This window comes from Microcoleus sp. CAWBG640 (assembly GCF_020883015.1).
In the GTDB taxonomy this organism is placed as follows: Bacteria; Cyanobacteriota; Cyanobacteriia; order Cyanobacteriales; family Microcoleaceae; genus Microcoleus; species Microcoleus anatoxicus.
On record NZ_JAHRFC010000006.1, the window covers coordinates 110,106 to 132,147 of the forward strand.

The window sequence follows — 22,042 nt, forward strand, 5'->3', positions numbered from 1 at the left end:
CTGAAACCGTTGACAGATATACTAGGACGCAGTAAGCCCGTAACGAGATTTGAACTCGTGACTTCCTCCTTACCAAGGAGGTACTCTACCACTGAGTTATACGGGCATAGACAATTAAAAATATCAAATTAAAAATTTTAACTTTTAAATTTTAACTTTTAATTAAAAAGTGGTGGGCCGAGCTAGATTTGAACTAGCGTAGGCGTAGCCAGCGGATTTACAGTCCGCCCCCATTAACCGCTCGGGCATCGACCCATTTGCACCACAGTTAAATACCCTATCACTATTTTCTGGGTTTGCAACAATACATTTAAAATACTAATCAGATACGTGGAATGTATAAGTAAAGCACGGGCTATAGGACACCGTAACTCCGGGATCGGGAATTGGGAAATTTCAATCCCCAATCAAAAACCCTTGGGTGCATCTGTGTTTTCCAAATATATTCGTAGGGGCTATAGCATGACCGCAGACAATTTATTAGTGATAACCAGAGATTTACAGCCGTCATGCTTCGCCCTTACCAAATCGGGATGCTCCCAAATCCGTTGACTAATCAAGCAACTGGCCGGTTTCTTGCAGGGAGTGCAGCCTCCGGTAAATGCCTTGTTGGTTCAAAAGTTCGTTGTGGCTGCCAACTTCGACGATTCTACCGCGATCGAGTACGACGATCGCATCGGCTTCACGAATGGTACTGAGTCGGTGGGCAATAATGATGGTAGTGCGCGTACCGAGGATATTTCGCATGGCTATCTGGATCGATCGCTCGCTTTCATAATCCAAACTCGAAGTAGCCTCATCGAAAATTAACACATCCGGCTCCACTAACAGCGCCCTAGCAATACCCAATCGCTGTCGCTGACCACCGGACAAGCGCATTCCTCGCTCCCCAACCACGGTATAGTAACCGTGGGGCAACAACTGTACAAAATCGTCTACTTTGGCGATGCGACAAGCATCCTCCACTTGCTCGAAAGTGGCACTTCTGTTTCCGTAAGTCAGATTTTCGAGCAAAGTACCGTTAAAAACGTCTACTTCTTGGTGAACAATGGCTAAACGCTGGCGGTAGCGAGTCACATCTAAGCTGCGAATGTCTTCCCCATCGATCAGAATGCGCCCGGAGTTGGGTTCAAAATAGCGAAACAGCAGTTTCACTAAAGTCGATTTCCCCGAACCCGATCGCCCTACTAATGCTATGGTTTGACGGGGATGAATCAATAAATTCAAATCCTGCAACACAGGTTTTTCACTGTCGTAACCGAATGTCAAACCGCTAAGCTCAACCTTACCAGTAAATTTATAAGGTGGCTGTGCGGCTCTAGCATTTTCTGCTAAATTAATCGCATCTACACCCTCTGACGTTTCCATAAACTCATGGAACCGGATCATGGAAGCATAGCGGCGGGCAAATACTTCGGCGATAATGCTAATCGGCCGTAGTTGGGAATAGGCCATGCTTGCCAAAGTGTAGATGGTAACAAAATATCCGATGGAAATTTTGCCTCCCACCGTGGCTGCGAGGCTAAAACCGAGAACAGAAAACAAACACAACTGGACAAATGTCTGCTGGTATGTCCCCAGGGTGACGTATCCTTTGTGAATGCGGTGGATCACTACTTTTAATTCGCGATCGAGTCTGGTGGTTTGCCTTTTTAGTTCCTCTGTTTCTGTCGCAAAAGCTTTGACTGTTTTGATGTTGGTGATAATTTCCGAGTTGCGACTTTCGGTATCTTCGATGTATTCATCCAGAATTTCTTCCCGCTTAGTAACCTCTTGCAAACCTTTGAGGGTGAAACCGAGGATCAAGAGGAAGGAAAGCAAAATTAATAAGCCAATTCGCCACTCCATTAACCAGATGACTGCAAAAATGCCAATTAAGCGGACGACTTCGGGGATGAATTCCCCAGCAATTTCTGGGTAGGTCCAGGTGTAGTTAGCGACGCCTTTGGCGATGCGACTGGAAATCCGTCCGGCGTTGTTTTCGTCGTAGAATTCTAGGGGTAAGGTGAGGATTTTGCCGATCGCATTTCTCATTTGATCGCGCCTCGCTGTCAATGGTATTACCCAGTGGAACCAATTTCCTACCCAAGGTTCGATCGGTGATTTTACTACACTTACCACAAAAATTAACCCCAGCAAGACGGCTAGTGATAATGTTTGGTTGACTGGTTGCTGGGTAACAGAGGCGATCGCGGAGATCAGTTTTTGGGTAACATTATCTGTAGGTTTACCCGACAATACGTTTAATGTTTGACCGATCGCGTAGGGCACAAGCAAATCGGCTAGTGCCAAAAGGCTGGATGCGCCTATGCTCAAAACTGAAATTTTCCAGTAGTGGCTGTAGTATTTTAAGATGTCCCGAAAGCTGGCCATAAATTTTTGTTGAGATAGAACCCTTGCAAACACTTAAATCTGAAACTGTACTCTGTAGGTAGCTAAGTTACAAATATACTACATAAGTGAGCGATCGGGCATCCCTGTTCGCCGAATGCTAGGGACTCACCCGATCGAGTGATTTATGGCAATTTTCGGTTTTAAGTCAAATTAAATCATCTGTCAAAATGCTCAAATCCCCAACTTTCCAGTGCCAGCAGGGAGTATAAAGTGTATTCTGGGCTATGTTTTTTAGATCACTTGCCGTGGGGCGATGGGAATTTCAATAATAAACTCACTCCCCTCTCCCGGTGCAGAAACACAAGTCAATTTCCCACCATGAGAACTCACCACAATGGAGTGACAAATAGACAATCCCAAACCCGTACCAGAACCCACAGGTTTAGTCGTAAAAAACGGGTCAAAAATCTTGTGCAGCACCTCCGTCGTCATCCCAGGACCCGTATCCCCGATTCTAACGATCGCCGAACTCCGATCTGTCACCTCCGTGGCGATCGTAATAGCAGGCTTTTTTTGATAATTTTCCGGGCTATCTCTGACCAACAACAGCGCATCGATCGCATTGGTCAAGATATTCATAAACACCTGATTCAACTGCGACGCATAACAAGTAATTAGCGGCAAATTCCCGTAATTTCTAATCACCTCAATCCCCAAACGCCCGCCCTCCTTTCTCAGACGAGGCTGCAACAGCATCACCGTACTGTCAATCCCTTGATGAATATCAACCGACTTCATTTCCGCTTCATCTAAGCGCGAAAAATTCCGCAAACTCAACACAATATCGCGAATTCTTTCAGCTCCCACCTTCATAGAATCCAGCAACTTTTGCAAATCTTCGATCAAAAATTCCAGTTCAATAGTTTCAATCTCATCCATAATTTCATCGCTAGGATCTGGATAGTGCTGCTGGTAAAGCTCAATCAATTTCAGCAAATCTTGGACATATTCGCCCGCTGGTGTCAGATTTCCATAGATAAAACTTACAGGATTATTAATTTCGTGAGCTACACCCGCCACCATTTGCCCCAGACTAGACATTTTTTCGGTTTGAATCAATTGAGCTTGAGTGAGTTTTAGCTCGCGCAAAGTTTGTTCTAAACTCTCATTCTTTTCATTTAACTCCTGCGTCCGCTCTTGGACTTTCTGCTCCACAGAATTGTAAAGCAGAGCATTTTCTAAAGAAATAGCAACTTGGGAAGAAAGCAACCTTAAAACTTCCAATCTGTGAGGAGTAAAAGCACCGATAGTCAAATTATTTTCCAAATAAAGAATGCCGATTAGTTTGCCTCGATTCACAATGGGAGTACACAAAATAGATTGGAGTTGGTGCTGGGCGACGTAGGGATCTGCCGTAAATAGTCCCTCAGTCGCCGCATTGCTCAACACCAAGTCCGAGCGAGTCCTTTCCACATAATTAATCACCGTCACAGGTAAATCCTGACATTCCTCAAGAGGCGTAAATGGCAACATCGTGACATCTTCGGCAAATACTGAAGCTTTCGCTAAAATTAAAAGTTTTCCATCTCTGACTAAAATCAGAAAACCTAATTGAGCACCAGCATTTTCCAGCGATATCCTCATCAAAGAACCCAGCAACTTATCCAAGACAATTTCGCTAGAAATTGCTAGAGAAGCCTTCATTACTGTTGCTAAATCCAAGGCCCTCGCATCGCTACCAGTAGAAGTATGAATAGTTGTGGTAGTTTGGTTGAGGGCAAAATTGCCGTTGAGAGGTGTCATTTCCCGCAACTGGGGATATTTTTGTTCTAAATCATCTACTTTTCGCGCGGCACCCCAGCGTTGGTAGCAGGAATGAGCATCCCGTAAGTGAATTTTAGCATATTGATATTTGCCTTTATTTAACCAATATTTGGCTGCTAGTTCATTAGCCAAGGCTTCATTTTGGACAAACTCATTGTCTTGAGCTAAAGTGATGGCGAAGTCGTACAATTCGACAGCTTCTGAGTCTTTTTTGGAAATTCTGGCTATTTCTGCTTGCACTAAAACGTGCTTGTGGAGAAAATTTTCTGGACAGTTATCTGCCCAAATTTTCATCTCTCTTTGATTCTTTTCTAACTTCTCTAAATACAGCGTTTGCTCTGACTTAGAAACATTGGGATAGACAGCGATTAGCACTAACGAAAAGTAAAAATTCCATTCGGTGGCGGGTATAGCTCCTGTAATAAAGGAAAGCTGCTTTTCTACTTCCAAAGCTAATTGTAATGCTTCCTTGTAGTTACCATACAAGTACAATACCTGGCATTTACGAATTTGATACAAGCACAGCGAGTACAAATTTTGATGGGCTTGACAATTGTATACATACTCAAGCTCGGTAATTTCTTCGTTCTCAAAAACCAGTTTGTCAGTAGTGAGTTTGCTGAGGTTACAGAGGATTAACTCAACTCCTAATAATGTATCAGTTACCAGTTGATTTTTGGTTTTTTGGCTAAATTGCAAATATCCTTTGGTATCTGCGAGCACTTGGGCAATATCTCTGCCTTGAAAGAAATAATTGGCGATGCGGTTAGACAGAATATAACCTGCATATTCTAAATCCCCAGATTCTAAGGCTGCTTGATATCCTTCATTACTAATTGCGTAAGCTTCTTTGATATGATTGAACCAGTAATGAAAAATACTGACTAGGGATGAACAGGCTCGACATTTTAGACCCAAGTTCCCAGATTTTTCGCTCAAATTCAGCGACAGCATGGCAAATTGATAGGCGGTTTTGTAATCTCCTGAAACCGCATTCAAAAACATACCATAACCTGCGTAACAAAGAGATGCTTCGGGAACTAAACCGTATTTGAGAGAAAGATTTAGTCCTTTTAAAACGCTGACTTTCCACAAATCTGGATTGTTGAGGTAGGCTGATGTTAGTAAATTTGTGATTAATTTAACGGCAACTTTTTTTTCTGGGATAGTCATTTCCGGGGCGTCAATCAATGAAGCAATTTCGCGATCGCCCAAAATGCTCTTGGCTGCCTCAAATTCTTCAGAAATCACGGTTTGCAGCCCATCTAGGGGCAAATCGATACCCAGCAAGTTCAAGGCTTTGATGCCCGCTTTGACTGCATCCTCGTACTTGGCGCGCAGGGTGTACTGTACGATCAGTAGGTTGTAAATTTCTACTTTCTCTAAAGGCGATCGGGCTTTTTGTAAAGTTATATTGATAAACCCTTCGGATTTTTCAAAATAACCGTTTAAATACTCAACATTTGCTCGTTCCATATGCAAAGCAAAGGCTAAGTCATAGTGGGAATCCCAAATATCCTCCGTCAAGCCGTCCATACCTGCGGTTAAATACTGCAAAGCTGAAACATAAGCTGTGGCATCTTTGGCTCGCCTCGCCGCATCTAAATTCAACGTCGCCAGTTCAATTAATTCTTTATCTTCCCCGATTAAAGTTCGAGCCACATTCAAGTGATCGACCAATTCAAAAATTCTGTCAGCCCGATATTCAGTGGGAGTATTTTCTAATATTTGCCTACCTATTTTCAGGTGAACAGCTTTTTTTTCCGAATCATCAATTAAAGCATAGGCTGCTTGTTGTACCCGGTCATGTAAAAATTTATAATTTAGAATCAACAGCGGAAACATCACATAATCTAAGGACTTACTTTCCAACTCCGAACTTGGCAAAATCAATCCCGACTTAATAGCTGGTAACAAATGGGAAAAAGTTTCTGAAGCTTCTTTTTCATTAATTAAAGACAGGGTGTTTAAGTCAAATTCATTACCCAAACAAGCTACTAAACGCAAAACTTGCTGAGTGGAACTAGGCAGTTTTCTTAACTTTTGTACCATCAAATCTACCACATTATCAGTGATGGCGCACTGCTCTATTTGATTTATGTCCCAATGCCAGCCGCCTTTATTTCCCGACAGAGGCGGATGAAAAACCAGCAAGTCTTCCTGATATAATGTGTGTAAAAATTGATTTACAAAAAAAGGATTGCCATCAGTTTTGCTGACAACAAGCTCAGCTAAAGGTTTGACAGATTCTCGATCGCTATGCAAAGTCTCCGCAATCAAATGAGTTATATTGTCCACTCCCAGTGGCAATAAAGCAATCTGATTGACAATTGCTTCTTGATTTCGCAGCGTCTCCACAGTCATCATTAAAGGATGAGTGGGACTGACTTCATTATCGCGATAAGCCCCAATTAAAAACAGATATTGCGTAGCCTCATCTGTCATCATCAACTCGATCAACTTGAGAGTCGCCGAATCAGCCCACTGCAAATCGTCCAGAAAAATTACCAGGGGATGTTCTGGCTGACAAAATACGCGAATAAAATTTTGAAAAACCAGATTAAAGCGATTTAGAGACTCCGTTGGCCCTAATTCAACTACAGGAGACTGAGGTCCCACAATCAGTTCTACTTCGGGAATGACATCAATAATAATTTGCCCATTTTGGCCGAAAGCGCTGCGAAGTTTTTCCCGCCATACTGCTAACTGGGTTTCACTTTCAGTTAAAAGCTGTCGCACCAATTCTGAAAAAGCGATCACAACCGCCGAGTAAGGAATCGTCCGTTTGTACTGGTCAAACTTACCCCAGATAAAATATCCCTGTCTGCAAGTAATCGGTTTTTCTAAAATTTTCACCATGGCGGATTTGCCAATACCGGAATAACCAGCAATTAGCATCATCTCGCTGCGGGATTTATGATATTCTCTTCTTGTTAGCAATAATTGGGAAGTTTCTGCCGTGGATTTTACATCTTTATTAATCACAGCAATTTGAGAGTGTTCGGTGCGACGGTTAGAACGATAATTTGTGGCGGCTACCCGTTCAAATGCTGCTAAAAGAGTTTCTACTTCTCGCTGTCTGCCGTAGAGTTTTTGAGGTATTTTAAATTTATCGGAAATATCTTGACTACCGAGAGTAAACTCAGAAATCAACCCCGATGTCTGCAACTGAAACAGACAAGATTCCAAATCTGCTTTCAGTCCCCAGGCGCTTTGATAGCGTTCATCAGCAGTTTTGGCTAACAATTTCATCACAATATCTGAAACAGCTTGAGGAATTTCCGGTGCAATTTCCTTAAGAGGTACTGGCTGTTTAGCGATATGACAATGAACCAACTCCATGGGATCGGCTGTGTTAAAAGGGAGTTGTCCTGCCAGAATTTCATAGAAGGTGACACCCAAGGAATAGAAGTCGGTGCGATAATCTATTACCCGGTTCATTCTACCGGTTTGTTCCGGCGACATATAGGCTAAAGTACCTTCTAAAAAATTAGGGTCTTTATTGGGAATGTTATCCAATTCGCTGGCAGTGGAAATACTAAAGTCGATGAGTTTGACTTTGCCAGTAACTGAGTTAAAAACAATATTGCCGGGGTTAATATCTTTGTGAATTACATTTTTAGCGTGAATTTCTCCCAAGGTTTCAGCAATTTTAATGGCCGTAGTTAAAAATCCTAAAATTGTGAATTTTTGAGAAGCCATGAAGATTCTCAAAGATTCGCCACCAAAATCTTCTAAAATCATTGCCAAACTATTTCTCACAGATAGCAACTTGTGGACTGTGACCACTCCGTCTAACTTTAAGCTGGCAGTAATTTGATATTCGCGCCGATATCTATTAAGCTCTTCTGGAGTCGGATAGTCTTCTTTGATAAGTTTTATAATAACAGGCTGATTGTTCTGCTCATCCCGGCCGCGGTAAACCAGGGATGTGCTGCTTTCATAAATGAGAGCGAGAACTGCAACGCCGGGAATTGCCATCATAGTTGGGTTCTCTGAAATTAGGTGTGCTAAGTTAATATTACTCTCCATTATCACTCAAGAGCTGTTTTTTGGGATGCGTGGGAAAGTGGGCCTTGACAGCAAACCACTACCGGTAGCCTCCCACCGTAGGGATTTTGGTATCCACAGGAGTCAGCCATAGAGAGTTTATAGTATTTTAGATTAAAGAATGAAATTATTGCTGTATACTTGCTGCATAATGATTCTGGACTTCCCCGCCCCAGCCGGATTTTTCACGAATTTGTATGATTAATCACAAGACTTGCAGTTTTTGGCTCAGTATCGAATAAATTTTCAAATAAATGCGTATTTTACTATATTAATAGTATTTATAGTAGGCTCTAAAAAATCAATTAAATTGATTAATATCTAGCTGTGAGGAATCATGTAAGCATTTAATATCTAGGTTATAGGAATTGAATTTGCCTAGCTGTTAACGAAAATTGACAAAACATTAAGAATTATTGCAATAAAAGCCGAGCAAAGTTATTTTATTTAAGGGTCAAATCCTTAGCAGGAAGAGGGTTTGACCGATCGCCCAAATCAACAAATCTTCAGAAACTCACTATTTCTAAAGGATTCATTCGGTGAGAGAATCGGAAACAACCCTAAAATTTAGCAGTAATCGCCCGATCGAGCAATTCTCAACCAGCACAAGGAAAAATACCTATGAAATTGGCTTATTGGATGTACGCAGGCCCAGCCCACATTGGCACCCTGCGCGTTGCTAGTTCCTTCAAAAACGTCCATGCAATCATGCACGCACCCATCGGAGACGATTACTTCAACGTCATGCGTTCCATGCTGGAAAGAGAACGGGACTTCACCCCAGTCACCACCAGCGTCGTTGACAGACACGTACTCGCCCGCGGTTCCCAGGAACGAGTGGTGGACAATATCACCCGTAAAGACAGAGAAGAACACCCAGATTTAATCGTTTTGACTCCCACTTGCACTTCCAGCATTCTGCAAGAAGACTTAGAAAACTTCGTGGAGCGAGCTCAATTGGAGGCGAAAGGCGATGTTTTGTTGGCGGATGTTAACCATTATCGGGTAAACGAACTGCAAGCGGCCGATCGCACTTTAGAACAAATCGTCAAATTTTACATCAGCAAAGCCCGCAAAAAAGGCGATTTAGTAGAAACCAAAAGCGAAAAACCATCTGTCAACATCATCGGAATGTCTACGCTGGGTTTCCACAACCACCACGACTGCACCGAGTTGAAGCGTTTGATGACAGATTTGGGCATCGAAGTCAACGAAGTTATTCCCGAAGGCGCTTCAGTTCATAACTTAAAAAGACTGCCGCGGGCATGGTTTAACCTGGTTCCCTATCGCGAATTAGGGATGATGGCCGGAGAGTATTTGCAAACAGAATTCGGCACGCCGATGGTGGATATTACCCCCATGGGTGTGGTAGAAACGGCCCGTTGTATTCGCAAAATTCAGCAAGTATTGAATGCCCAAGGTGCCGATGTTGATTACGAAAATTTCATCGATCAACAAACAAGATTTGTGTCTCAGGCTGCTTGGTTTTCCAGGTCGATCGACTGCCAAAACTTAACTGGCAAAAAAGCCGTCGTATTTGGCGATAATACCCACGCTGCGGCGATGACGAAGATTTTGGCTCGCGAGATGGGAATTCACGTTGTGTGGGCAGGAACCTACTGCAAACACGATGCTGATTGGTTCCGGGAACAGGTAAGCGAGTATTGCGATGAGGTGATTGTTACCGACGATCACGGGGCGATCGGAGATGCGATCGCCAAAGCCGAACCTTCGGCGATTTTCGGTACGCAAATGGAACGTCACGTCGGTAAGCGGTTGGATATTCCTTGCGGCGTAATTGCTGCACCGATTCACGTCCAAAATTTCCCGATCGGCTACAAGCCATTTTTGGGTTATGAAGGCACGAATCAGTGCGTAGATTTGGTCTACAATTCCTTTACTTTGGGAATGGAAGACCACTTGCTGGAAATCTTCGGCGGTCACGATACCAAGGAAGTAATTACTAAGGGAATTTCGGCCGATTCTGATATGGGTTGGACGAAGGATGGACAGGCGGAATTGAATAAAATTCCCGGTTTTGTGCGCGGGAAAGTCAAGCGAAATACTGAGAAGTTCGCGCGCGAACGAGGGATTGAGAAGATTAATGCTGAGGTGCTTTACGCGGCGAAGGAATCTGTCGGTGCGTAGTTTGGATGGCGGTGAGGGCATCTCTTGTGACATTAGTGTTAACAACCGCGTCAAATGTAGTACAATTCTACTGTTTGACGATTAGGCTTTCGATCCCCCCTAGCCCCCCTTAAGAAGGGGGGAACCGGAAATGCTCAAAGTCCCCCTTCTTAAGGGGGATTTAGGGGGATCGAGACTCCGCTATAAACGAGAGATCAAAAAATTTTCAGGCTTAAGTTGACACCAATGCTCTTGTGGATGCCCTTGCTTATTTATAAAATTTTAAATAGTTGAAATATGCAGTGGGTTCTGCAAAAGCTCAATGGCTTGATGTGGTAATTCACGGTGAAAATGGAGAAGTTCAGGAAACGATCAATCCAGCGATAGATGCGCTGTTGCAGCGTAGAATCGATCGCCTATCTGAAAAATTGCTATAATATCAAATGAGCCAACCTTGCTCTCAGTGAAAAAATATGTCAACCCCTACGCAAAGCACCCAAACAAGCACTCTTGAGATAACTATCGATCGGGAACAAAAAGAACTGTTAGAAAAAGCAGCTACCCTGTGGGGTCTTAGTCTGAGCGAATATCTGCTCGAAGTTGCTCTAAATCTAGCCGAAGAAATGCCAAGGAAACCAGAACAGATCGTTCTTTCCGAACCAAATTGGGAAATTGTTACCTCAGCGATAGAAAATCCACCAGAACTCAACTCTAAGCTGAAAGCAGCGATTGAAAGGTATCGGCAAAAATACGATTTATTCCGATTACTAGGATATTAGAAGCTTTTACATAGATAAAAGAGAAAAGTTTGGCTTAGCTTATCAAAGGCGATCGGCTTAAGATATTGCTACAATAAAATTAGTCGATCGCTATTTGGTAACAAAACAATGTCAACACCAACCGATACACAAACAAAAATAGAGTTAACCCTCAGTCAAACACACAAAGAAATCCTAGAAAAAGCAGCCGCCGCCAAGTCTATGAGTCTAGGCGAATATCTCCTAGAAATCGCTCTAAATGCAGCCAAACAGCCACATCTAGAAGTAGAGCAAATTGTGTTGAGCGATCGCGACTGGGAAATCTTTGCATCCGCCATCGAAAATCCACCCGAACCCAACCCCGCCCTCAAAGCAGCTATCAAAAATCATCAGGAAAAGTACGGTAACTGGTAAACAATGAAATGGATTTTTTGTACAATAGATGATAGCCGACTAAAAAGAGAAGCTTTTGACTGCGGAATACCGGAGTTAAATGAGTACCTCAAAAAATATGCCCGACAGAATGATAAAAGAGGAATTGCTAAAACTTTTGCGGCAATTCCAGAAGATGAAACTGGAGATGTAGCCGGCTATTATTCGGTCAGTACGGCTGAAATTAAACGCGAATCTTTACCTGAAAATTATCGCAGAGGATTACCTCGCTATCCAGTACCAGCAATACGTCTAGGCAAACTTGCTGTGGCTATCTCAATGCAGGGGAGAGGATTAGGAAGAGAACTGTTAATGGAGTTATTTCGATCTTCAGTTCGCCTCTCCTCTGAGGTGGGAATATTTGCCGTGATAGTCGATAGTAAAAATCAGGAAGCTAAAGAGTTTTATTTGAAATACGGTTTCATACCTTTAGAGGATGATGAACTTTCACTGTTTATCCCGATCGCCACCATCATCAAAGTGCTTGAATAAACAAACAAGCGAGCGATCGCCCTTTTCAAACGAAGTGCGATCGCACTTTATGCCTCCCCACTCTCTTCAGGCTCATGTTCTGGCTCATTCTCCGCCGCAAAATCCACCTTCTCATAGACATCAGCCAGCGCTACTTCAACTTGAAAGAAATTAAAAACTAGCGCCTCATCCTCTTCATCGTACTGAGTATAAGACCACCGTTTGTTTGCCAACTTACAATACTGTTCTATATAAACCTGGGATTGGTCAATCAGAATATACTCTTGAAATGTCGGCAGTGTTTGATAAAACTTAAACTTATCACTGCGATCGTAAGCCTTCGTCGATTTCGACAAAACCTCAATAATCACTTGAGGATTCATCACAGTATCCTTACGATTATTGAAATACTCAGGTTTACCCGGAATTACCATCACATCGGGATAAGTATAAATTCGATTTTTTGTCATCCACAGACGCACATCACCCATGAAAACATCATAGTCAAGTCCCTTAAGAGCAAGACGTAATGCTATACTCATATTCAAAGAAATGCGATTATGATTCGTAGTTCCACCTGTCATGGGAATAATTACTCCGTCGAGATATTCACTTTTGTACTCTGCTGCTTCTTCCAGGGCGAGATATTCTTCTGGAGTGAAGTAGTCTTGTGCTGTTGGCTGTTCTGTTACTTGTAGAATAGCTGTCACGGTTTTTTCCCCAATTCAATAGATTAGGACTTATATTACTCACGGGTGGTCAGAAACCGGGTTTTTACGAGAATACTTTGTTAGAGTCTGCAAAAACCGCAAAAACCCGGTTTATGAAGGTTTTGATGCGTAATTCTGATATCTTGCGTCTAGTTTAACAATCAACTCGCAATCAAAATTAGTCGATCGGATCGAAAACTAAAGTCAATCTCGCAGCCGGAAGCAGTTGTTTGAGAACTCGCAAGTGACCCTCTGCATCAGACCAACTGCGAAAGCGACCGACAACGACCCTTTGCAGGTTTGGAAGCAAGCGAACCACGATCCACGGCTTGAGACGTTTCTCATACGGCATAATAGTTGTATCTCCTTTGTTAATTGGAGCCATAGCCAGTCCTGGGCCCTCGGAAAGCATCGGACTGGCTTTTGACCTTTTCATACTTAAGTTTAATCCAAATAAAGTAGTATGACAACCGCAACGGTCTATTTTACTACTGGTATAGTCTATGAAGGAAAAAATTTGACCGACAAGGTGCTAGCATCTGCCTTGCAAAGGTTGTGTTATGCGAGCAGTTAAACAGTGATCCGGTGGAGATTAGCAGTTGTCATGGCCGATCGGAATATCAGTAACAAAGAACTGGCCCTCCTCACGGGCATGAATCCCAGGTCTATTTCTCGGCTCAAAACTCGCCGTTACCTGACCAGAATAGACGCAGCAACGTTAAACGTTCTCTGCAAATCACTAAATTGCAAGCCCGGAGACTTAATGGATTACGAAGAGGACAATCCCGATCGAACCTGAAATATAATTTGTACGATCGGCGTAAACTTGTATGATTGGGAGCGTTAGCAAAAAGCAAGTATTCACAGTGAGCAAGCGCGTTCACATCACACTCCCCGACTACATATATGAATCCTTAGAACTGTGGGCCGATCGGCAAGGTAGACCCACAGCTAGTTTGATAGCTTTTATCGTTGAAACAGCGGTGTTAGAAGCCAAAAAAAAGGGAGATCTACCTTCTGGGCCCCAAAAGCCCAAAAACGACACGTAAACAGTTCCCTCGTGGGCATTGGTGTCAACTTAAGACTGAAAGCCTTGATAAATCTCGTTTTTAGCTGAGTCTAGATCCCCCTAAATCCCCCTTAAGAAGGGGGACTTTGAGAACACTCTTGTCCCCCCCTTCTTAAGGGGGGCTAGGGGGGATCTAGGCTTAATAGTCAAACAGCAGTCTCTGACTGGGTTTGACGTTAAGTTGACACCAATGCCTCGTGGGTTGCGGGTGCGTGGCGGACGATCGCACTTATCCTTCTGGATGCACGGGCGATCGGAAACCGGGTTTGTGCGAGAATACCTCGTTAGAGTGGCAAAAAACGCAAAAAACCCGGTTTCTTTTTAGACCGACTCCTTGAAGAAGTTGGGGCTCTGCGTGTATTGACTGGAAACCAACATCAGAATCAATTAATCCCTGCAACTAAAAAAACCCTCCCCAACAAGGAATAGGGAGAGTCACCATAAAATAGAGTTAGAAATTGAAGCTTTTACAGAATTAACAATAGGGAGTCACATCCTCGCCACACTCATCAGCCAAATAACACAAAGCTCGAAACCGCATCCCCACCACTTGTTCGTAAAGGGGGTTTAACTTGCACATCGGCGGAATGCGAAATAAAGTGCGATCGCCAACTTTGATTTCTCGCTCAAAGGGACACTGGGACGGAATAAACTTACACAACAATCGAGCCAATTTTTGACTTTTAATTTCGGTGCTATCCAGCCACTGTTTCAGCGGATGCCATAAGTCAAAGCGCGGTTTTTTACCGTAAGGTTGAGGATTTGTAGCGACACTAACGGCGGTTTCTTGTTTACCAACCCATACCCAAATTGGCAGAGTGCGGTAGGGTACTGTATGCTCAAATACATTCATTTTGATCTGTTCCTCTTTTACAACGAGGTGCCAAGAACTCTCTGTAGAGTTAGGAGATTATCTACAATCAGTATCTACAGCATCCCGTTTTGCTTTACCGGATTGAACTTCTTGAATTAATGACTTTCGGCTAAAAAATTAGTTCCTTGAATTTTTGACCTAGTTGCAGGCTGTGCGATCGCACCAAGGCAGTTATGCTGAAAGTAGCAGGAAAAATTTGGGTTCGGCTTCCTGACCATTGCGTTGTATTGTCTAATACAATACTTTTTTCAGACAGAGTGTGCGATCGAAAAAGTGTCCTTACTTCCAGACCAAGGATTCATCTATGGGCTAGAAATTCTGCCTTTGATGTTTTACTTTCTACATTCGGTTGACTCACTTTTTGTAGTTCTCTTTTAATTCTGACTGATTTCTGTGAATTATTCCATACGTGAAAATGCGGAATTTTAGATAAAAGTGATAAGAGTTACAAATGAGTCTGGCTACAAAATTCTTTGAAACCCAGCCTCAACTATTCCTGGAGCGATCGCTCAAAAAATCCTACAATTATATATAGCCGTCAATCATCACCCTCACCAACCATGAGCAACCCAAATACCAAAACTATCAGCAGGGAATTGCAAAGTCATGTCGCCATTCTCGGTGGCTGCGTCGCCCTCTTCTGGATGATAGAGATTGTCGATGTATTTGTCTTCCGAGGCGCGCTCAATTCCTACGGAGTGCGCCCCCGCAACCTTGACGGACTTCAAGGCATCCTGTTAATGCCTTTTCTACACGGCAGTTTTGCCCACTTAGCCGCCAATACCGTTCCTTTTGTGACATTGGGTTGGTTGATTATGCTACGAGAAGTTAGCGATTTTTTTGTCGTCAGTGGCGTCACTATGCTAGTTAGCGGATTGGGAGTTTGGTTAACCGGCGCGCCCAATTCCGTTCATATTGGTGCCAGCGGATTAATCTTTGGTTACTTCGGCTTTTTGCTGCTGCGGGGCTACTTTGAGCGTAGCTTTACTTCAATTTTACTATCTTTAATTGTTGGTTTCTTCTACGGCAGTTTAATTTGGGGAGTATTACCATCTCAGCCAGGAGTTTCATGGCAAGCCCATTTTTTTGGGTTTGTCGGTGGTGTATTAACCGCCCAACTTTTGGGGCGACAAAAACCTCAAATTAAAAATTAAAATCCTTTGGTAGTCATGACTTTAACTCTCTCTTTTTAATGTAACGCGATCGGGCAAGCGCACTGTAAAAATAGAACCGCAACCTAACTGACTTTCGACTTGAATATCCCCACCCATCATCAGGCAAAAGTGACGACTAATGGTTAATCCTAAACCTGTGCCGCCATACTGGCGCGTGGTGGAGGCATCGCCCTGTATAAAAGCTTGAAATAAATGCTGTAATTGTTCCGGGGGAATACCAATACCTGTATCAGCTACCCGGAAAACTATCCATTCGCTAGAGTCTTCTTGTTTGTTTAGCTTTGAGCTTTGGTTTTTCACTCTTTCAACGCTGATTTTAATCTTGCCACCTTTAGTGAATTTGGCTGCATTGCTCAGCAAGTTGAGTAATATTTGCCTAGTTTTGGTAATATCAGCATACATCACTCCCAACTCTTGATCGCAATCTACTTCAAACTTATTAGAATTTTTCTGTACCAAGGAATCGACTGTCGAAACTACCTCATCAATTAAATGAGCAGGGCTGAAAGTTTCTAAATATAGTTCCATTCGCCCTGCTTCTATCTTAGAAATATCCAGAATGTCACTAATTAAAGATAGCAAGTGTTTCCCAGCAGTTTGAATTTTCAACAAGTCAGGGATAAAATCTTCGCAACCCAAGTCTTCAGCATCTTCTTTGAGTAGATCGCTATAGCCGATAATCGCGTTGAGGGGAGTTCGCAATTCGTGGCTCATATTGGCTAAAAATGCGCTTTTTGCTTGGTTGGCTGCTTGAGCAGTTTGAGCGACTTTTTGGAATTCTTCTGCTAATTTGCGCTGGGTAATGTCTTCAGCAATGCCGACGATGCGGTAAATTTCTCCTGTTTCATTTCGTACTGGAAAAGCCCGATCGCGTACCCAACAGACTGAGCCGGACGATCGCACTACTCGATATTCCTCATCATAATCGCCCCGCACCTGTTTCTCAAAAGCAGCATAGATGCGATCGCGATCGTCTGGATGAATCGCATCCCAAAAAGATGTGGGTTCAGAATACAAAATCTGACTGCTCCGATTCCATATTTTCTCACAAGCTGGACTCACATAAACTATCTGCTGGTGATTTGGTTCTCTAATCCAAAATACCTCGTGAATATTTTCTGCCAACTGACGAAACCGCTCCTCGCTAGCCCGCAACTGCGCCATAGCATTGTGAAAATCAGTCACATCTTGAACCAGCGATGCTACTCCGATTATACAACCATCAGTATCCACCAAAGTAGTATTGTACCACTCGCAAAGAATAACTTTACCATCTTTTCTGACGTTCTCGTTGATGCTACTAACTCCTCCTTGATTAGTTAACAAAGTGATAGATAATTGCCTGACGTACTCCTTAGCACTTTCAGGAACGATCAGATCGACTCCGTGACTTCCCATAGCTTCCAAACGGTTGTAGCCAAAAATTCTTTCGGCTGATAAATTCCATTCCGCTACTTCAAAATTGAGATTCCATTCAATAGCCCCTAAAGGAGTTTGATGCAGGTGAATAGCGAGTTTTTGCTGCGAGTTTTTGAGAGAGCTAATTAATTGAGTTTTGTCCGCGATCGCCGATTCCACCCGATCTTCTAGAGTAGTAAAAGACTCTTCCAACTGACCCGCCATCCGATGAAAAGAACGCGCCAGAACACCCACCTCATCCTCGCGCTTGACAGATGCCATCAACTGCCGTTCTAGTGCCGTCGAGTCCCATTCTCCCCGCGACAAATCCTCCGCAGCCTTACTCAGACGCTGAATTGGGACCACAATCCACCTCGAAGTTAAGCCACCAATCGCGATCGCCACCACCAAAGCACCGAAACACAGCCACACAGTGTCGCGAGTGTTGCTGTGAATCTTTTCCATAAAATCGGCTTCAGGAACCGCCACCACAATCAGCCAGTCGAGCCCTCTCTCATCAGCAAGCGGCGTTACTTGTAGAAATTGCCGTTCCCCGTCGATGGCAAAATCTAGCTGGTAAGTGTCATTAATCTTCCTCAAATCCCCGAAGCGCTTGGTCAAATAGCGAGCAGTCGATCGAATCAAAGGATTATTGCTGCTCGTTGCCCTAATCCGTTTTGCCACACCATTACTAACAATAAATGGCGGTTCCTGAGTGGAATTTGCCACCAATTCTCCAGACCTTTCTACAATAAAAGTCTCTCCAGATTTACCTATTTTTAGATGATTCAAGAATTTATTGATATGGGAAAGTATCAAGTCTGAACCCACTACTCCAATCAGTTCGCCCCCTTCGCCGTAAACCGGTGCAGCCGCCGTAATCGCTAGTTTTGGTGAGTCAAAATAAGTATAAATTTTGCTCCAAGTCGGTTTGCCAGTTTCCAATGGTGCTGTGTACCAGGGGCGGATGCGAGGGTCGTAGTTGGGACTACTTTTTAACAGCTTGCTTGGTGTCCCTAACTCCGATGCTGCGTAGCTCTGAAAGTGATAGGCAGTAGATTTGTTAGAAATCTGAAATTGTAAATTACCATCAGCGAGGCGTTCTACTCCAATAAAATCTTTTTTTTCTGAGCCGAATTCAATATAGCTAATTTTATCGAAGGCTTGGATTTGTTTGGTAAAGTATTTCTGCAAACTAGCGGAATCATCTACTTTTAAAATACCGAGACGGATGGCATCAATATTTAGCTGATTGATTTGGTGTGGCGTGGCAATATAACTATTAATATGTTGCTGGATACGCGATGTAACTTCTGCCCGCAGTTGTGCAGCCACATCGTTGACTGCTATGCGCCCGTTCCGCAGCGATAGCCACCCAGTTAGACCTACAGCAGCAAAAGTCTGGAGGGCAAAAGGCACAACCAGGACGATCCGAATTGGTACTTTGCCCAACATTGTTACAATCTGGTTGGTCAGATATCTGATTGGCATGATGAAGCTAAATTTTTAATAACCCACAATGTTTCGGTAAACTGCAACCTAAGTAGGGTAGATTTTGAAATTGAAAGAGTTTTTTCGGGTAATTTGCTGTTAAAAACTCATATTTTTGCACCACGGATTAAATTCGCCCCTAGGAATATATTTGCAAAATTGAGATGCACCCTTGCTACTTATGTCACCATTATCTTAACCCGATCGCCCGCTTTCGCAACAGGGGCGATTTCTGACTACCCTTGACTCTGACTACCAACAGTGGATTGGTGAACCACAAACCGTGGGTAATTTGGGTATCAGAGCTAGTCGCTGGAGCAACACTTTTCGGATCAAAAGCGATCGCCAATTGGACTTGATCGCCACTCCTTCCGATGCCGAGCGCCAAGCAAATCCTTTACCTCCCAAACCTAGTGACACTGGTACTGGAGGGGGAGTTCAGATTCAGCTAGGATTGTAGGAATTTGCAATAATTTGATTTTTGGTGATAGCGATCGCCTTTTGTGACCATTTATATCACAATTTATAGGCACTTCTCATCACACCAAACTCGCCCTTATCCACCGATAATCAGGACAACTAGACCTCTGATTGAGCCGGATTAGGTAGATATTTTTACAAAAAGCGTATAAAACTGGCGGTGAAGGTGATGGGAAAGTCTCAACTGATCGATTATTTGCAGGGGGAGTTGGCGATCTCCCATTCGGCGATCGCACTAGCTCTGCGGCATGGCGAACAAGATGCAGGTCAACTGCCTCTGGTTCTGTGGCAGTACGGGCTGGTTACACTTGAACAACTCAACCTGATTTTTGATTGGCAGCAAGCCCAGCAGATTTAGCGATCGAATTTATTTGTCTCATTCAACAAAACCCCCATAACCTTTTGGGTTATAGGGGATTGTTTTATTTAATTTGGTGGCGGGAAGTGGATTTGAACCACTGACCTTCGGGTTATGAGCCCGACGAGCTACCAGGCTGCTCTATCCCGCGTCGCTTTGTCTCTTCTCTAATATAAACATACCTTTAGGAAAATAGCAACCCCTAAATCAAAAAAACTTTTGAGAGGGTGGGTGGGGTTGCTCAAATCGGCTTGCCATCAGCACTTTTAGAGCATGGAAACTTCCCCGACTACCTCCAAGCGCTTGAATTCACTCAGAGTCATGTAAGTTTCCGAAAGAGTTTCTGCGATCGCCGCGGTGATCCACCCCAACTGCTTGAGCAAGTGAATCGCCACAGCATATTTAGCCCGCTTTGCCCCATCTGTTACCTTAATTGCCAAACCCATACCTTCGCCAACCCGGCCAATGCACTGCACGCCCTCGGCACCGGACTTGCTCACCAACTCCCCTTGAGTCAAGCGCATCAGTTCCGTGTCAAATTTGCCCTCACCGGCCACCATCATCGGGTGGTGAGTCATAGCGCGAACAATCCGCTCCATATCCACATTGTCACCACTGGCCAACTTAGCGTATAGAGCAGCCATTTGCCCCAACTGCAATAAATAGGTAGGAGCGCCACAGTCGTCGCGAGCGCTGATAAACTCTTCGGCTGGCATTGCCAGTAAGTCAGCCACCTTGCCCAAAATAAGCTGCTGGACGGGATGTTTGCGCCGCAAATAAGTTTCCAGCGGCCAGTGCAGTTGCTGACAGACTGCCAGCATTCCGGCGTGTTTGCCGGAACAGTTGTATTGCAGGGAACTCTTTTTACCTTCAGGAATCGGGCATTGCAGTTTAGAAGGGTCAATGTCGCAGCGCCATAGGACGTTAAACACCTGTCGTGATTGCTCGATCGTACCTTGATGAGAACTGCACATAATCGCTAAGTCTCGATCCGTGAGTTCGTAGCGTTCTAAAGTACCGGTCGCTGTCACCGCCAAAGCTTGAAAAGGTTTGAGTGAAGAACGGACAAAGGTTGCCGTTTCCGAGTTACCAGCAACGGACAAAACGCGGCCGCGATTGTCGCAGACAGCAGCCTGGACCCGGTGCTTAGATTCCACAATACCTTCGCGCAGCAGTCTGACTTCCAGTTCTGGAGCTTGGGTTCGTTTTCCCCTTGTCATATCAATTTTAGATTTTAGAGTTTAGATTTTAGATTGGGCTTGAGGAATTTATGAATTGCGAGTGTAATTTATCAGTTGCGATTTGTCAGTTACAAATTGGATCTTGCAGCCAAAACCGATCGCTCACAACTCAATAATCCCCCAGCACCCATTGCCGATTACAAACAACTCCAAATTACTCCCCCGGCAAACAGGAATACCGTCAAACCATAAAATGTCTGCCGCAGACGCTTCAGAATTGGTTCTAGCTGGTAGTTGACAATTAACTGGTCTTGAAGCAAGACTTCAGGAGTTTTCACCCAGGATTGACCGTCATACCAGCCAGATTCTTCGTAAACGACTGTGGGGTTAGAAAGGCGCGATCGCACATAGAACCAACCCAAGTACAGTCGCAGCAAAGCTAATCCTAGAATAAAAGTGGCACCAGCGGCACCACTGAGGGCAAACTGAACTGGATACTTGACCGGAACAAAGCTCGCAGCAGCTATCGGCCCGGATACCAAGCAACTCCAACCCCACACCCAAGCCAGTTTTGCCAAATACTCAGACCAAGTGAGAGTTGCCCAACTAAAAAACCAGGACTCTTTGAGTTCTTGGTATTCATTGAGTGGTCGCTGTTCTTGCGGAACAGGACAAATAGAAACAGAAGTGTCTTTCACATTAGCTATCCTCTCGGCGCGACAGAAAAGTCAATGCGTTCGGCGTGTCCCCAGAACGCTTCTAAATTGTAGAATTCACGCTCTTGAGGTTTCAAGATGTGTATGATCGCGTCGCCGTAGTCCATCACTACCCAACTGGCATCTGATTGCCCTTCTATGCGCAGTGGCAAGCGATCCCATTCTGCTTCTACTTGGTCGGCGATCGCTTGGGAGATAGCTCGTACCTGCACGTTGGAAAATCCGGTGACGATCGCAAAGTAATCTGCTAAGTAGCACACTTCTGATACCCGAAGCAAGACAATATCATCCCCTTTGCGGTCTTCGGCAGCACGGGCAATGGTCAAAGCTAGGGGGCGGGTTGGGTCTGGGGATGCACCTGGAGTGGCTGTAGACTGAGCCAAGGTATATTCGAGTTGGGTTCTATCTGACATTCAGTGTTTAAGTTCCTAAGTAAGGGCTAATTGACGATCTCCCTTGAGTTTGATGAAACTTTCGATTTCTTGATTTGAGTGGATGACCATCAGTAAATTATTTCTGTGGGTCTCATAGGTGACAACTTTCAACAGGTTGTTTGATAATTGCAGCAGTTGTTCTACGATGATTTTGGTAGAT

19 protein-coding genes and 3 tRNA genes are annotated in these 22,042 nt (G+C 43.9%); 10 read left to right on the forward strand and 12 right to left on the reverse strand.

From position 1 onward, the window contains the following. Positions 1-34 precede the first annotated feature (34 nt). The 4 genes from AAFP11_RS05310 to AAFP11_RS05325 all read right to left on the reverse strand — a co-directional run bounded on the left by AAFP11_RS05310 (position 35) and on the right by AAFP11_RS05325 (position 8,142). Positions 35-106 (reverse strand) — tRNA-Thr (locus AAFP11_RS05310). 64 nt (positions 107-170) lie between these two features. Next, positions 171-255: transfer RNA gene (locus tag AAFP11_RS05315), tRNA-Tyr, on the reverse strand. A gap of 297 nt (positions 256-552) precedes the next feature. Then, positions 553-2,373: an ABC transporter ATP-binding protein gene (locus AAFP11_RS05320; RefSeq protein ID WP_341736077.1), complete on the reverse strand. Its 1,821-nt coding sequence runs from the start codon at positions 2,371-2,373 to the stop codon at positions 553-555. A gap of 252 nt (positions 2,374-2,625) precedes the next feature. After that, positions 2,626-8,142 (reverse strand): AAA family ATPase, encoded by a 5,517-nt coding sequence (locus AAFP11_RS05325; RefSeq protein WP_341736078.1) that lies wholly within the window; start codon positions 8,140-8,142, stop codon positions 2,626-2,628. A gap of 687 nt (positions 8,143-8,829) precedes the next feature. Between AAFP11_RS05325 and bchB the strand changes: the two genes are divergently transcribed. The 5 genes from bchB to AAFP11_RS05350 all read left to right on the forward strand — a co-directional run bounded on the left by bchB (position 8,830) and on the right by AAFP11_RS05350 (position 12,017). Beyond that, positions 8,830-10,356: a ferredoxin:protochlorophyllide reductase (ATP-dependent) subunit B gene (bchB, locus tag AAFP11_RS05330; RefSeq protein WP_341736079.1), complete on the forward strand. Its 1,527-nt coding sequence runs from the start codon at positions 8,830-8,832 to the stop codon at positions 10,354-10,356. A 281-nt stretch (positions 10,357-10,637) separates the two neighbouring features. Further along, the gene (locus AAFP11_RS05335) at positions 10,638-10,772 is read left to right on the forward strand and encodes a hypothetical protein (RefSeq protein WP_341736080.1); all 135 of its coding nucleotides are present in this window, start codon (positions 10,638-10,640) and stop codon (positions 10,770-10,772) included. Between the two features lie 36 nt (positions 10,773-10,808). Next, a complete protein-coding gene (locus AAFP11_RS05340; RefSeq protein WP_341736081.1) occupies positions 10,809-11,114 on the forward strand; it encodes a DUF1778 domain-containing protein in 306 nt (101 codons plus the stop codon). Positions 11,115-11,222: 108 nt separating this feature from the next. Further along, the gene (locus AAFP11_RS05345) at positions 11,223-11,507 is read left to right on the forward strand and encodes a DUF1778 domain-containing protein (protein WP_341736082.1); all 285 of its coding nucleotides are present in this window, start codon (positions 11,223-11,225) and stop codon (positions 11,505-11,507) included. 3 nt (positions 11,508-11,510) lie between these two features. Continuing rightward, a complete protein-coding gene (locus AAFP11_RS05350) occupies positions 11,511-12,017 on the forward strand; it encodes a GNAT family N-acetyltransferase (RefSeq protein ID WP_341736083.1) in 507 nt (168 codons plus the stop codon). Positions 12,018-12,064: 47 nt separating this feature from the next. On the opposite strand, the gene AAFP11_RS05355 is transcribed toward AAFP11_RS05350, so the two are convergent. Further along, positions 12,065-12,706: a Uma2 family endonuclease gene (locus AAFP11_RS05355; protein WP_341736084.1), complete on the reverse strand. Its 642-nt coding sequence runs from the start codon at positions 12,704-12,706 to the stop codon at positions 12,065-12,067. Positions 12,707-12,884: 178 nt separating this feature from the next. Beyond that, on the reverse strand, positions 12,885-13,142 hold the full coding sequence (locus tag AAFP11_RS05360) for a hypothetical protein (protein WP_341736119.1): 258 nt from the start codon (positions 13,140-13,142) through the stop codon (positions 12,885-12,887). Positions 13,143-13,283: 141 nt separating this feature from the next. On the opposite strand from AAFP11_RS05360, the gene AAFP11_RS05365 reads away from it, so the two are divergent. Both AAFP11_RS05365 and AAFP11_RS05370 read left to right on the forward strand, forming a co-directional pair. Beyond that, positions 13,284-13,505: a helix-turn-helix transcriptional regulator gene (locus tag AAFP11_RS05365; RefSeq protein ID WP_340519645.1), complete on the forward strand. Its 222-nt coding sequence runs from the start codon at positions 13,284-13,286 to the stop codon at positions 13,503-13,505. 31 nt (positions 13,506-13,536) lie between these two features. After that, the gene (locus tag AAFP11_RS05370) at positions 13,537-13,755 is read left to right on the forward strand and encodes a hypothetical protein (RefSeq protein ID WP_341736085.1); all 219 of its coding nucleotides are present in this window, start codon (positions 13,537-13,539) and stop codon (positions 13,753-13,755) included. A 495-nt stretch (positions 13,756-14,250) separates the two neighbouring features. Here AAFP11_RS05370 and AAFP11_RS05375 read toward each other — a convergent pair whose 3' ends face one another. Further along, positions 14,251-14,628 carry a Mo-dependent nitrogenase C-terminal domain-containing protein gene (locus tag AAFP11_RS05375; protein ID WP_341736086.1) on the reverse strand — a complete coding sequence of 126 codons (378 nt, stop codon included), beginning with the start codon at positions 14,626-14,628 and terminating at the stop codon, positions 14,251-14,253. Between the two features lie 581 nt (positions 14,629-15,209). On the opposite strand from AAFP11_RS05375, the gene AAFP11_RS05380 reads away from it, so the two are divergent. Then, on the forward strand, positions 15,210-15,803 hold the full coding sequence (locus tag AAFP11_RS05380) for a rhomboid family intramembrane serine protease (RefSeq protein WP_341736116.1): 594 nt from the start codon (positions 15,210-15,212) through the stop codon (positions 15,801-15,803). A 21-nt stretch (positions 15,804-15,824) separates the two neighbouring features. On the opposite strand, the gene AAFP11_RS05385 is transcribed toward AAFP11_RS05380, so the two are convergent. After that, a complete protein-coding gene (locus tag AAFP11_RS05385; RefSeq protein WP_341736087.1) occupies positions 15,825-18,713 on the reverse strand; it encodes a PAS domain S-box protein in 2,889 nt (962 codons plus the stop codon). Positions 18,714-18,996: 283 nt separating this feature from the next. Between AAFP11_RS05385 and AAFP11_RS05390 the strand changes: the two genes are divergently transcribed. Together AAFP11_RS05390 and AAFP11_RS05395 are read left to right on the forward strand one after the other, a co-directional pair. Beyond that, positions 18,997-19,173 carry a hypothetical protein gene (locus AAFP11_RS05390; RefSeq protein WP_341736088.1) on the forward strand — a complete coding sequence of 59 codons (177 nt, stop codon included), beginning with the start codon at positions 18,997-18,999 and terminating at the stop codon, positions 19,171-19,173. Between the two features lie 189 nt (positions 19,174-19,362). Continuing rightward, positions 19,363-19,551 carry a DUF2949 domain-containing protein gene (locus tag AAFP11_RS05395; RefSeq protein ID WP_341736089.1) on the forward strand — a complete coding sequence of 63 codons (189 nt, stop codon included), beginning with the start codon at positions 19,363-19,365 and terminating at the stop codon, positions 19,549-19,551. A 74-nt stretch (positions 19,552-19,625) separates the two neighbouring features. Here the strand turns inward: AAFP11_RS05395 and AAFP11_RS05400 are convergent. From AAFP11_RS05400 to rsfS, 4 genes are all read right to left on the reverse strand, one after another. Further along, a tRNA-Met gene (locus AAFP11_RS05400) sits at positions 19,626-19,702 on the reverse strand. Between the two features lie 115 nt (positions 19,703-19,817). Then, positions 19,818-20,771, reverse strand: a complete 954-nt coding sequence (locus tag AAFP11_RS05405) for an asparaginase (protein WP_341736090.1) — start codon at positions 20,769-20,771, stop codon at positions 19,818-19,820. Positions 20,772-20,929: 158 nt separating this feature from the next. After that, a complete protein-coding gene (locus tag AAFP11_RS05410; RefSeq protein ID WP_341736091.1) occupies positions 20,930-21,430 on the reverse strand; it encodes a CGLD27 family protein in 501 nt (166 codons plus the stop codon). 5 nt (positions 21,431-21,435) lie between these two features. Further along, complete coding sequence (gene rsfS / locus AAFP11_RS05415; protein WP_341736092.1) at positions 21,436-21,861, reverse strand: ribosome silencing factor; 426 nt, start codon at positions 21,859-21,861, stop codon at positions 21,436-21,438. Between the last annotated feature and the right edge of the window lie 181 nt (positions 21,862-22,042).